This is a genomic window from Streptomyces sp. SCPE 10 (assembly GCF_051980735.1).
Classification (GTDB): Bacteria; Actinomycetota; Actinomycetes; order Streptomycetales; family Streptomycetaceae; genus Streptomyces; species Streptomyces misionensis.
Genome location: NZ_CP197069.1, coordinates 4,290,104 through 4,302,665, shown reverse-complemented (window position 1 = coordinate 4,302,665; position 12,562 = coordinate 4,290,104). Strand labels below are relative to the sequence as shown.

At 71.8% G+C, this 12,562-nt stretch carries 10 protein-coding genes; 3 read left to right on the top strand and 7 right to left on the bottom strand.

All coding sequences use genetic code 11. The annotated features are described in order from the left end of the window. From tilS to dacB, 3 genes are all read right to left on the bottom strand, one after another. Positions 1-1,098 (bottom strand): tRNA lysidine(34) synthetase TilS, encoded by a 1,098-nt coding sequence (gene tilS / locus ACSP97_RS19970; RefSeq protein WP_440553638.1) that lies wholly within the window; start codon positions 1,096-1,098, stop codon positions 1-3. A gap of 191 nt (positions 1,099-1,289) precedes the next feature. Beyond that, complete coding sequence (locus ACSP97_RS19965; RefSeq protein WP_355529690.1) at positions 1,290-2,423, bottom strand: zinc-dependent metalloprotease; 1,134 nt, start codon at positions 2,421-2,423, stop codon at positions 1,290-1,292. A gap of 294 nt (positions 2,424-2,717) precedes the next feature. Then, the gene (gene dacB / locus ACSP97_RS19960; RefSeq protein WP_440553637.1) at positions 2,718-4,319 is read right to left on the bottom strand and encodes a D-alanyl-D-alanine carboxypeptidase/D-alanyl-D-alanine endopeptidase; all 1,602 of its coding nucleotides are present in this window, start codon (positions 4,317-4,319) and stop codon (positions 2,718-2,720) included. A 79-nt stretch (positions 4,320-4,398) separates the two neighbouring features. Here dacB and ACSP97_RS19955 point away from each other — a divergent pair, with 79 nt between their 5' ends. Beyond that, positions 4,399-4,890, top strand: a complete 492-nt coding sequence (locus tag ACSP97_RS19955) for an inorganic diphosphatase (protein WP_070022518.1) — start codon at positions 4,399-4,401, stop codon at positions 4,888-4,890. A gap of 114 nt (positions 4,891-5,004) precedes the next feature. Next, positions 5,005-6,660: a threonine/serine ThrE exporter family protein gene (locus ACSP97_RS19950; protein ID WP_355149710.1), complete on the top strand. Its 1,656-nt coding sequence runs from the start codon at positions 5,005-5,007 to the stop codon at positions 6,658-6,660. Positions 6,661-6,664: 4 nt separating this feature from the next. On the opposite strand, the gene ACSP97_RS19945 is transcribed toward ACSP97_RS19950, so the two are convergent. Next, entirely contained in the window at positions 6,665-7,834 is a 1,170-nt protein-coding gene (locus tag ACSP97_RS19945) for a DedA family protein (protein ID WP_440553634.1), read from the bottom strand. Positions 7,835-8,034: 200 nt separating this feature from the next. Further along, on the bottom strand, positions 8,035-8,796 hold the full coding sequence (locus ACSP97_RS19940) for a MerR family transcriptional regulator (RefSeq protein WP_355149706.1): 762 nt from the start codon (positions 8,794-8,796) through the stop codon (positions 8,035-8,037). Between the two features lie 178 nt (positions 8,797-8,974). Here ACSP97_RS19940 and ACSP97_RS19935 point away from each other — a divergent pair, with 178 nt between their 5' ends. Beyond that, positions 8,975-10,381 carry a glutamate decarboxylase gene (locus tag ACSP97_RS19935; RefSeq protein ID WP_358274385.1) on the top strand — a complete coding sequence of 469 codons (1,407 nt, stop codon included), beginning with the start codon at positions 8,975-8,977 and terminating at the stop codon, positions 10,379-10,381. 57 nt (positions 10,382-10,438) lie between these two features. Here the strand turns inward: ACSP97_RS19935 and ACSP97_RS19930 are convergent, their stop codons facing one another. Next, a complete protein-coding gene (locus ACSP97_RS19930; protein WP_440553632.1) occupies positions 10,439-10,981 on the bottom strand; it encodes a DinB family protein in 543 nt (180 codons plus the stop codon). A gap of 109 nt (positions 10,982-11,090) precedes the next feature. Beyond that, positions 11,091-12,551, bottom strand: a complete 1,461-nt coding sequence (locus tag ACSP97_RS19925) for an aldehyde dehydrogenase family protein (protein WP_355149700.1) — start codon at positions 12,549-12,551, stop codon at positions 11,091-11,093. Positions 12,552-12,562: the final 11 nt, after the last annotated feature.

Genomic DNA, 12,562 nt, shown 5'->3' with positions numbered 1-12,562 from the left:
TCAGCCTTGCCGAATCACCAGTCTGCCACCCTGGCGCTGGGCGACGACGCGGCCCGGGAGATTGATGGCTCCCTGGCCCCGCCAGCCGGTGATCAGCCGGTCGACTTCCTCGATGTGGCGGGCGAACAGGGAACCGGCCGGGGCGCCCGCCTCGATGGCGGCACGGCGCAGGATCCGGCGGCGCACGGCGGGCGGCAGCGCGTAGAGCTTGGCGCACTCCAGCCGGCCCGCGGCGTCGCGCACCGATGCCTCGGCCTGGCTGGCCCAGGTGTCCAGGGCGTCGGCGTCGTCGCGGGACAGCTGGGCGGTGCGGGCGAGCGCTTCCACGACGCCCTTGCCGAGGGCCTTCTCCAGGGCGGGCAGGCCCTCGTGCCGCAGCCGGGAGCGGGTGTAGGCGGGGTCGGTGTTGTGGGGGTCGTCCCAGACGGGCAGGGACTGGACCATGCAGGCCTTGCGGGCGGTCTGCCGGTCGAGGTGGAGGAAGGGGCGCCGGTAACGGCCGCCGGCCCCCGAGACCGCGGCCATTCCGGACAGGGAGCGGATGCCGGAGCCCCGGGCGAGGCCCAGCAGGACGGTTTCGGCTTGGTCGTCGCGGGTGTGGCCGAGCAGGATCGCGGCGGCGCCGTGCCGTTCGAGCGCCGCGTCCAGGGCGGCGTAGCGGGCGTCGCGGGCGGCGGCCTCGGGGCCGCCGTCCCGGCCGACGTCGACGGCGACGGCTTCGACGGGGTTGAGGCCGAGGCCGCGCATCCGCAGGGCGACCTCCTCGGCGCGGAGGTCGGAGCCGGGCTGGAGACCGTGGTCGACGGTGATGCCGCCGGCGCGCAGGCCGAGCTTGGGCGCCTCGAAGGCGAGCGCGGAGGCGAGGGCCATGGAGTCGGCTCCGCCGGAACACGCGACGAGCACGAGCGGGGGCGCGGGCGGGGCGCTGGAGGCCGCGGGCGAGGGGACGAGCGGGGAGGGGGGCCGCTCGGCCGTCCGGCCCGGGTGCCCCACGGTGGCCGGGTGGCCGTCGCCGGGTGCCGGGAGGTCGTTCAGGATGTCGTGGAGGACGCGGCGGACCGCCAGGCGTATCGCCGCGACCGCAGGATGGGGACCCATGTCCGGTTCCCTTCATGAAGTTTCCGGGGGCTGAGCCCGATTCGGTCACTCAGAGTGTGTAGATGGTGACAGAATTGGGCCGTGCCCCGAGCATTGCACGCCTACGCATGGCTCACGGTCCCTCGGACGGGTGATTGGAGGGGCGTTCGTCTGCCGTCGGCCGGTTTCGGTTCACGACCCAGGCGTGCGTTTCACGACTCCGCCTTGCGGTGCACCCGCGCGACCCAGTCCGCCGGTTTGGCGATCTCCGACTTGGTGGGCAGGGTGTTGGGCGAGGTCCACACGCGGTTGAAGCCGTCGACGCCGACCTGGTCGACGACGGCCCGGACGAAGCGCTCGCCGTCCCGGTACTGCTTGAGCTTGGCGTCCAGGCCGAGCAGTTTGCGCAGGGCCTGGTCGAGCCGGGAGGCGCCCTTGGCGCGGCGCTGCTGGAACTTCTCGCGGATCTCGGCGACGGTCGGTACGACGCTGGGGCCGACCCCGTCCATCACGTAGTCGGCGTGGCCCTCCAGCAGGGACATCACGGCGGTGAGCCGGCCGAGGATCTCGCGCTGCGCGGGCGTCTGCACCAGTTCCACGAAGGAGCGGCCGCCGTCGTCCTCCTCGCCCTCGGGCCGGCCGCCGGCCAGCGACTGGGCGGCCTCGCGGATGCGCTCCAGGAAGGTCATGGGGTCGACGTCCGTCTCCGCCAGGAACGACTGGATCTCGCCCTCCAGGTGGTCGCGCAGCCAGGGCACGGCCGTGAACTGGGTGCGGTGGGTCTCCTCGTGCAGGCACACCCACAGGCGGAAGTCGTGCGGCTGCACGTCGAGTTCGCGCTCGACGTGGACGATGTTGGGGGCGACGAGGAGGAGGCGTCCGCCGCCGTTCCCGCCGGCCGGCAGGTCGCGGGTGGCGGGGGCGAAGGTCTCGTACTGGCCGAGCACACGGGAGGAGAGGAACGACAGCAGCATGCCGAGTTCCACGCCGGTGACCTTGCCGCCGACGGCGCCGAGAACGGCGCTGCCCGGGTGGGCGCCGCGCCGTTCCTGCATCTTCTCCAGGAGCGGTTTGAGGATCTCGCGGAAACCGGCGACGTTGGCCCGGACCCAGCCGGGCCGGTCCACCACGAGGACGGGTGTGTCGTGGCTCTGCTCGGTCTCCAGACGAGTGAAGCCCCGGACGTGTTCCTCCGAGGCCTTCGCGTGCCGGCGCAGCTCCGCGACGACGGCACGGGCCTCGTCGCGGGTGACGTCGGGGCCGGGGCGTGCGAGCCGTGTCGCGGTCGCCACCGCGAGGTTCCAGTCGACCATCCCGGGGGATGCGGTGCCTCCGAAGCCTGTCATGCGTCAACGGTACGTGAGCGCCACCGCTTGGGGCAGGCCGTGGGGTCGGCCGGGGACCGTACGGACAAGGTTTTGCGTCGGCGGGGGCGGGAGCCGGCCGGACGGCCCGCGCCTCCCCAGCGAACAGCACACCTAGGGCCTCTCGTTTGGATCAAGCCGGGCTCGCGGGGCCCGGCACGCGCATCTGCCGCGTTGTCGTCAGTCGCCGACGCTCCGCGTCGACTCCCTCCTCCGCCTTGCATCTGCACGCACCGGGCCCCGCTCCCTGATCCGGCCTGATCCAAACGAAAGACCCTAGCCGCAGGCGCAGGTCGCCAGTGCGGTGGCGGTCTTGTCCAGGGCGGTCTGGGCCGCCATCGGGTCCTTCGTGCCCGAGGCCAGGAAGGCGAAGGTCAGCAGGCGTCCGGAGCGGTCGACGACCGTGCCGGCCAGGGTGTTGACGCCGGTCAGGGTGCCGGTCTTGGCGTGCACGAGGCCGGCGGCGCCGTCGGCGTAGCGGGCGCTGAGGGTGCCGGTGAAGTGGGCGATGGGCAGGCCGGTGAGCAGGGGCCGCAGGCCGGGGTGGTCGGGGGTGCCGGCCTTGACCAGGATCGCGGTGAGGAGGTCGGCCGTGAGCCGGTCGGTGCGGTCGAGGCCGCTGCCGTCGTGGAAGGAGGTCCCGGCCAGCGGCAGGCCCAGCCGCTTCAGCTGCGCGGCGATCGCCTTGGCGCCGCCGCCGAAGCTCGCGGGCTGCCCGCTCGCCAGCGCGGTCTGGCGGGCGAGGGCCTCGGCGATGTCGTTGTCGCTGTTGGTCAGCATGCGCTCGACCAGGGCGGACAGCGGTGGCGAGGCGACGGTGGCGAGGGTCTCGGGGTGGCCGGTGACCTTGGCCGGGCCGGGCGCGGTCGTGGTGATCCCGGCGGCCTTGAGGAAGCCGGCGAACTTCCGCGCCGCGTCCTTCGCCGGGTCGGCGACCCGGGCCACGGGTCCGCTGGCCGAGCCGTCGGTACGGCCCTCGTCGGCGGTGAGGGCGACGACCTGGGCGAGGTTGTCGTTCACGCCGATGGGGTGCAGCGCGGGACCGGTGTAGAGCGAGGTGTCGTAGGCCAGCGTGGCCTTGTGGACGCCGCGCTGCCGCAGGGCGGCGGCGGTCCTCGTCGCCAGGGTGCGCAGGCTCGCCCAGCCGCCGGCGTCGGCATGCGCGGTGAGCGTGGGGTCGCCGCCGCCGACGAGCACCAGTCGGCCGCCGGCCGCCGTGAAGGCGGTGCGGGTGGTGAAGCGGTGGTCGGGGCCGAGCGCGTTCAGCGCGGCAACGGCGGTGGCGAGCTTGGTGGTGGAGGCGGGCGTGAGCCCCTTGTCCGCGCCGGTGCCGTACAGCCGTCTGCCGGTGGCCGCGTCCACGACCACCGCCGCGTGGGTGTCGCCGAGGGCGGGGGAGGCCAGCAGGGGGTCCAGGACGTCCGCGAGGGGTGTGGCGCCCTTCGCCGGCGCCTGCCCGGTGTCCGCGGGGCCGGTGGCGGGGCCCAGGCCCGTCAGGACGGGCGGCGCGCTCGGCGCCGGGCGGGGCTCGCCCGCCGCACCGGCGGTGCCGTGATCTGCGCCACCCGCGTGCTCCAGGGCGACCGCCCGGTCCCGCTCGGCCGTACGCTGACCGGTGGCGTCCCACGGCCCCGCCAGGGTCACCACGCCGGCGGCGAGCACCAGGCCGGCGGTGGCGGCGCCCGCGGTGTACTGCAAGGTGCTGGGGGTACGCGGACGGGGGAGGTCGGCGAGCAGCGGTCGTACCGTGGACACAAGCCGCGCGACCTGCGGTTTCGCCGTCCCGAGGGCAAGCGTGAGGCGCGGTCGTACGGCGTTCGCGAACCGCTTCACCCGCGGTCCCGCGGCCCGCCAAGACCTGAGCTCCGGCACGACCACCAGCCCCTTTCGCGATCACACACCTGCGTGAGGGACACTTAACCACCAGAACTATGTGCTGATCATGGAGGAGCCACCGGTGGAGTTCGACGTCACGATCGAGATCCCGAAGGGTTCGCGCAACAAGTACGAGGTGGACCACGAGACCGGTCGGATCCGCCTGGACCGTCGCCTCTTCACCTCGACCGCCTACCCGACCGACTACGGCTTCGTCGAGAACACCCTCGGCGAGGACGGCGACCCGCTGGACGCGCTGGTCATCCTGGACGAGCCGACCTTCCCGGGCTGCCTGATCAAGTGCCGTGCGATCGGCATGTTCCGGATGACGGACGAGGCGGGCGGCGACGACAAGCTGCTGTGCGTGCCGGCCACCGACCCGCGTGTCGAGCACCTGCGCGACATCCACCACGTGTCGGAGTTCGACCGCCTGGAGATCCAGCACTTCTTCGAGGTGTACAAGGACCTGGAGCCCGGCAAGTCGGTCGAGGGCGCCAACTGGGTGGGTCGTGCGGACGCCGAGCAGGAGATCGAGCGGTCCTACAAGCGCTTCAAGGAGCAGGGCGGTCACTGACTCCCCGTTCGTGAGACGGGCCGCACACACCCGTGTGCGGCCCGTTTGCATGTCCGCCGAGCGCGCATGCGCATACTGAGGCCAGCGGAAGGTGTCGTTCAGGGACGGTGCGAGGTGACGGAGGCGGAGGACCGCAAGCCCCGGTCTGACGAGGCGCGGTACGACCCGGAGATCACTTCGGAGTTCGCCATCCCCAAGGGGCTCGACGTCCCGAAGACGGTGGGCGAACCGGAGACGACCTCCGAGTTCGCGGTGCCCGAAGGGCTCCTCGCCCCGCAGCCCCCGGGTGCGGAACCCGAGGGATCGGCGTTCAGCACGCCGAGCACGTACAGCACACAGGGCGGGCCTGCCGCGTTCACCCCGGCCACCGGGGTGCCGCTGGTCAGCCTGATCAAGGACGCCCCGTGGCAGGACCGGATGCGCACGATGCTGCGCATGCCGGTGACGGAGCGGCCCGCGCCGGAGCCGGTGCAGCACGAGGAGGAGAGCGGCCCGGCGGTCCCGCGCGTGCTGGACCTGACCCTGCGTATCGGGGAGCTGCTGCTGGCGGGCGGCGAGGGCGCGGAGGACGTGGAGGCCGCGATGTTCGCGGTGTGCCGCTCCTACGGCCTGGACCGCTGCGAGCCCAACGTCACGTTCACCCTGCTGTCGATCTCGCACCAGCCGTCGCTGGTGGAGGACCCGGTGACGGCCTCCCGGACGGTACGGCGGCGCGGCACCGACTACACCCGGCTCGCGGCCGTCTTCCGGCTGGTGGACGACCTGACCGACCCCGAGACCCATGTGTCCCTGGAGGAGGCCTACCGGCGTCTGGCCGAGATACGGCGCAACCGGCACCCCTACCCCGGCTGGGCGCTGAGCCTGGCCAGCGGGCTGCTGGCGGGCGCGGCCTCGATGCTGGTCGGCGGTGATCTGATCGTCTTCTTCGCGGCGGCGTTCGGCGCGATGCTCGGCGACCGGCTGGCCTGGCTGTGCGCGGGCCGCGGACTGCCGGAGTTCTACCAGTTCACGGTGGCCGCGATGCCGCCCGCGGCGATCGGGGTGGCGTTCGCCCTGGCCCACGTGGACGTGAAGGCGTCCGCGGTGATCACCGGTGGGCTGTTCGCGCTGCTGCCCGGACGGGCGCTGGTGGCCGGTGTCCAGGACGGTCTGACGGGCTTCTACATCACCGCCTCGGCCCGCCTCCTGGAGGTCCTGTACTTCTTCGTGGGCATCGTCACCGGTGTGCTGATCGTCCTGTACTTCGGTGTGAAGGTGGGCGGCAAGCTCAACCCGGACGTGGCGCTGCACACCTCCGATCGGCCGCTGATCCAGATCGCGGCCTCCATGCTGCTGTCGCTGACCTTCGCGGTGCTGCTCCAGCAGGAGCGGTCCACCGTGCTCTGGGTGACCCTCAACGGCGGGGTCGCCTGGAGCGTGTACGGCGCGATGCACCACGTCGCCCACATCTCGCCGGTGGCCTCCACCGCCGTGGCCGCGGGCCTGGTCGGCCTGTTCGGGCAGCTGCTGTCCCGCTACCGGTTCGCCTCCGCGCTGCCGTACACGACGGCGGCGATCGGGCCGCTGCTGCCCGGTTCCGCGACCTACTTCGGGCTGTTGAACATGGCCCAGAACCACGTGGACAAGGGGCTGGTGTCGCTGGCCAACGCGGCGTCGCTGGCCATGGCGATCGCGATCGGGGTCAACCTCGGGTCCGAAGTCTTCCGGCTGTTCCTGCGCGTGGGCTCCCCCGGCAAGCGCAGGGCGGCCAAGCGGACCAGGGGGTTCTGAACCCCTACCGGTCCCGCTGGTCGTACGGGTACCCGCCCTGGTCCTGGTGCGGCGGGTACTGGCCCGGGTCCTGGTGCTGCGGGTACTGGCCCTGGGCCTGGCCCTGCGGGTAGTGGCCCTGGCCCTGCTGCGGGTACTGGCGCGGGTCGTGGTGCGGCTGCCGCTGGTTCCAGTCCTGCCGCTGGGGCTGCTGGTACTGCGGCTGCTGGTACTGGGGCTGGTACGGCTGCTGGGGCTGGTACGGCTGCTGGGGCTGCTGGGGCTGCTGGGGCTGCTGGTGGCCGTACTGCCGGCCGTCGTGGCCCTGGTCGCCGTACGCCCCGGTCCCCTGCTCTCCATACGCCTGGTCGGGGCCCTGGTCGCCGTACTGCCCGTCGCCGTACTGCCCGCCGCCGCACTGCTGCCGCCCGTTCGGCTGCCGCTCGTCCGGCTCGATGCGGCGCAGCCGGGTCGTGGCGTCGTCCATCAGCGGGGGCTGCTGCCGGTACTGCGGCCGGGGCGCCTCGGCCCGGACCGGCTGCGGCTGCTCCTGCGCCTGGCCCCGGGCCTCGTTCCTGCTCTTGCCGCGGGCCCGCAGGTACTCGATGCCGATCGGGACCACCGAGACGAGGACGATCAGGATGAGGATCGCCTCGATGTTGTTCTTGACGAAGCCGATGTTGCCGAGCCAGGAGCCGAGCAGGGTGACGCCCGCGCCCCACAGGGTGCCGCCGATGACGTTGAAGGTCAGGAAGGACCGGTACCGCATGCCGCTCACGCCCGCGATGATCGGCGTGAAGGTACGCACCACCGGCACGAAGCGGGCCAGGATCAGCGACTTGGGGCCGTACTTCTCGAAGAACTCGTGCGCCTTGGTGACGTTCTCCTGCTTGAACAGGCGTGAGTCGGGCCGGTTGAACAGGGACGGGCCGACCTTCTTGCCGAACATGTAACCCGCCTGGTCACCGAGGATCGCGGCCACGCAGATCAGCGCGATCGCGGCCCACAGCGGGAAGTCCAGCTGGTGCGAGGTGATCAGCAGACCGCAGGTGAACAGCAGCGAGTCACCGGGCAGGAAGAAGCCGATGAGCAGGCCGGACTCGGCGAAGACTATGAGCAGCAGACCCCAGATGCTGTAGGTGTCGAGCAGGTAGTTGGGGTCCAGCCAGCTCGGGCCGAGGGCGAGTGTCATCACGGGTCCGGGCTCCTGATGGGGAAAGGGTGGCGGCTACGGTGTCTCGGTACGGCCGCACAAAGCTATCAACGCGAAGTGACCGCCCCGCGTTCCCCCGGGTGGCCGCGGGACGGCGGGGAGAGGTGTGCGCCCACGGCACGGCGGTGGTCCCGACCCGGGAGTGACCCCGGGCCGGACCGGTCACCGCACCCGGCCGCCCGTCAGGAGGCGTGGCGGTCGGCGTTGGCCACGATCGCGTCGTGCAGGTGTTCGGCGAGTCCCGGGTGCAACGCGTCGTAGTACGCCTTGAAGCGTTCGTCGGAGACGTACATCTGCGCGAAGCACCGGTGCATCTCGTACGGGACGTCGAAGTAGTACGTGCCGACGTGCCGGCGGTGTTCCTCGGCCAGGTCCATGGCCGCCTCGTCGGCGGGCCGCACGCCGGCGGCCACCAGGGCGGCGTACCGCTCCTGCCAGTCGTCGACCTCGGCCTGGATCCGCTTCCAGTCCTCCTTGGTGTAGGTGGCGGCGCGGCGCTGCGACTCGGCGTACGCCTCCGTGTCGCCCCAGCGCGCCCGCGCCTCCTCGCGGTACTGCTCGGGGTCCTTGTCCCCGAACACCTCGAACCGCTCTTCCGGGGTGAGGTTGATGCCCATCGTGCGTGCCTCCATGGCGTGCTCCACGGCCGCGGCCATCCTCTGGAGCCGCTCGATCCGGGCGGTCAGCAACGCGTGCTGCCGGCGCAGGTGCGCGCCGGGGTCCGCGTCCGGGTCGTCCAGCAGGACCGCGACCTCGTCGAGCGGGAAGCCGAGCTCCCGGTAGAACAGGATCTGCTGGAGCCGGTCGAGATCGGCGTCGGTGTAGCGCCGGTGGCCCGCGTGCGTGCGCCCGCCGGGCACCAGCAGGCCGATCTCGTCGTAGTGGTGCAGGGTGCGCACCGTGACGCCGGCGAATCCCGCGACCTGTCCCACGGAGTAGCCCAACTCTCCGCTCTCCTTCGCTCTTTCGTCGGTACGCGGTCCACCCTGCGGCCTCACGTCACGTGAGGTGCAAGTCCCTTCCGGCGCCGGGGGCGGGGCGGGTGGCTCAGGGTAGGCGTCCGGGTCATCCCGGATGTCGGGCGGTGCGGTCTTGCGTAGGGTGATCGCGAGGAGGCTGCCCATGGCCCTGCACAAAGGTCCGCAGAAGCACCAGGAACAGGTGCTGTCCGTCAACCCGTTCTTCGGGGAGGCCAATCCGGTCGGCGGCATGACCGAGGCCCCGCCCACCCACCGGCTTCCGGACGCCCCGATCCCCCCGGCCACCGCCTACCAGCTGGTGCACGACGAGCTGATGCTGGACGGCAACTCCCGGCTGAACCTGGCCACCTTCGTGACCACCTGGATGGAGCCGCAGGCCGGGGCGCTGATGGCGGAGTGCCGCGACAAGAACATGATCGACAAGGACGAGTACCCGCGCACCGCCGAGCTGGAGCGGCGCTGCGTGGCGATGCTCGCCGATCTGTGGAACGCACCGGATCCCTCCGCGGCCGTGGGCTGTTCGACCACCGGGTCCAGCGAGGCGTGCATGCTCGCCGGGATGGCGCTCAAGCGGCGCTGGGCGCAGCGCAACGCCGACCGGTACCCGGGCGCCCGCCCCAATCTCGTGATGGGCGTCAACGTCCAGGTGTGCTGGGAGAAGTTCTGCAACTTCTGGGAGGTGGAGGCCCGGCTGGTGCCCATGGAGGGCGAGCGCTTCCACCTGGACCCGCAGGCGGCGGCCGAGTTGTGCGACGAGAACACCATCGGGGTCGTCGGCATCCTCGGTTCGACCTTCGACGGCTCCTACGAGCCCATCGCCGAGCTGTGCGCGGCCCTGGACGCACTCCAGGAGCGCACCGGCCTGGACATCCCGGTGCACGTCGACGGTGCCTCCGGCGCCATGGTGGCGCCGTTCCTGGACGAGGACCTGGTCTGGGACTTCCGGCTGCCGCGCGTGGCCTCCATCAACACCTCCGGGCACAAGTACGGGCTGGTGTACCCGGGTGTCGGCTGGGCGCTGTGGCGGGACGCCGAGGCGCTGCCCGAGGAACTGGTCTTCCGGGTCAACTACCTGGGCGGCGACATGCCGACCTTCGCGCTCAACTTCTCCCGCCCCGGCGCCCAGGTCGTGGCGCAGTACTACAACTTTCTGCGGCTGGGCCGCGAGGGCTACCGGGCGGTCCAGCAGTCGACGCGGGACGTGGCCCGCTCACTGGCCGACCGGATCGAGGGCCTCGGCGACTTCCGGCTGCTCACCCGCGGCGACCAGCTCCCGGTGTTCGCCTTCACCACGGCCGAGCACGTCACGGCGTACGACGTCTTCGACGTCTCCCGCCGGATCCGGGAGAGCGGCTGGCTGGTCCCGGCGTACACCTTCCCGGCCAACCGGCAGGACCTCTCGGTCCTGCGCATCGTCTGCCGCAACGGCTTCTCCCACGACCTGGCCGACCTCTTCCTGGCCGACCTGACCCGCCTCCTGCCCGAGCTGCGCCGCCAGCCCCACCCGCTGACCCGGGACAAGGAGGCGGCGACGAGCTTCCATCACTAGGGTCCCTCGTTCGGATCAGGCCGGATCAGGCGGCCGGGGCCCGCCGAGGGCGTTCGGTCACGGCTCCCGCCGCTCCAGGGCGACCAGTTCGAAGGCGGTCTTCCCGTCGAGGGACTCGCGCAGGATGTCGGCGTGACCGGCGTGCCGGGCGGTCTCGCGGATGAGGTGGAGGCACAGCCAGCGCAGCGAGACGCGGCCCTCCGGCGGGAACCAGGGGTCGGGCGGCAGCGGGAAGGTGTCGTCCAGGCTGGGCGCGGAGCGGATGTACTTCTCCGTCTCGGCCGCGACCTGCTCCCAGTACGCCAGCTGGGAGGCCACCGTCTCCTCGCCGACCAGCCGGAAGCTCTCGTGCCAGTTCGACTGGTCCCGCCGCACCGCCGGCGGCTCCTGCTTCGCGAGGGCGAGCCACATCTGCTCGACCTCGGCGACATGCTTGAGCAGCCCGCCCAGGGACAGCTCGCTCGCGCTCGGGCGGGTGCGGGCCTGCTCCTCGCCGAGCCCGAGCAGGGCCCGGCGGATGCCGCCGCGCTGCTCCTCCAGGAACGCCAGCAGCGCTCCCCGCTCGTCGCCCTGTGCCTCCGCAGCCACGTGCGTGACCATGACCGGCCGCCTCTCCTCGGTTCACCGGGGCGGTCGCCCCGACACCGGAAAAGCTACGGGCCCTCTAGGTCGGATCCTGACCTAAAGGGCCCGTGGGGACCGGAGCGGTTCAGAACGGGAAGCCGCTGCGGCCGTGCTGGACCGAGATCCACTTGACCGAGGTGAAGGCCTCCAGGGTCGTCTCGCCGTTGAGGCGGCCGACACCGGAGTTCTTCTCACCGCCGAAGGGCACGATCGGCTCGTCGTGCACGGTGCCGTCGTTCACATGGAACATGCCGCTGTCGATGCGCTTGGCGAAGGCGACGCCCCGCTCGATGTTCCCGGTGTGGACGGCGCCGCTGAGGCCGTACGGGGTGTCGTTGACGATCCGGACCGCCTCCTCCTCGCCGTCGAACGGGACGAGGAAGACGACCGGCCCGAACACCTCCTGCTGGAGCAGCGAGGAGTCGGCGGGCACCCCGGTGAGCACGGAGGGCTCGACCAGGTTGTTGGTGGTGGTGCCGTGCACCAGGGCGGTGGCGCCCTCGGCGAGCGCCTGCTCGACCACGCCGGAAAGGGCGTTCGCCTGCGCGGAGTTGATCACCGGGCCGATGACGGTCTCCGGGTCGCGCGGGTCGCCGACCTTGAGGGTGCGGACCTTGGCGACGAACTTCTCGGTGAACTCGTCGGCGATCGACCGGTCCACGAGGACCCGGTTGGCGGCCATGCAGACCTGGCCCTGGTGGACGAACCGGCTGAAGACCGCCGCGTCCACCGCGTAGTCGAGGTCCGCGTCGTCCAGCACCACCAGCGCGCTGTTGCCGCCCAGTTCGAGCACCGAGCGCTTGAAGTTGGCGGCGCAGACGGTGGCGACGTGCCGGCCCACCTGGTCGGAGCCGGTGAAGGAGATGACCTTCGGGATCGGGTGCTCGATGAACGCGTCGCCGATCTCGGCGATGTCGGTGACGACCACGTTCAGCAGGCCGCCGGGCAGCCCGGCGTCCTCGAACAGCTTGGCGATCAGGGTGCCGCCGGCGATCGGGGTGTTCTGGTGCGGCTTGAGGACCACGCCGTTGCCGAGCGCGAGGGCCGGGGCGACGGACTTCAGCGACAGCAGGAAGGGGAAGTTGAAGGGGCTGATCACGCCCACGACGCCCACCGGCACCCGGTAGACGCGGTTCTCCTTGCCCTCGCCCGGGGACGGCAGGATCCGGCCCTCGGGGGCCAGCGCCAGGTGGACGGCCTCGCGCAGGAACTCCTTGGCGAGGTGCAGCTCGAAGCCGGCCTTCACCCGGGTGCCGCCCAGCTCCGCGACGATCAGGTCGGATATCTCCTGCTCGCGGTCCTCCAGGAGCCGCAGCACCCGCTCGAACACCGCGCGCCGGACGTACGGGCTGGTCTCGCCCCAGGTCTTCTGGGCGCGCGCGGCGGCCTGATAGGCCTGGTCGACCTCGTCGACGGTGGCCACGGTGATGGAGGCGAGCTTCTCGTCGTCGTACGGATTGAAGTCGATGACGTCCCAGGAGCCGCTGCCCGGTCGCCATTCACCGTCGATGTACTGCTGGGCCAGGTCGCTGAAGTAGGACGACATGTGATCCCTCA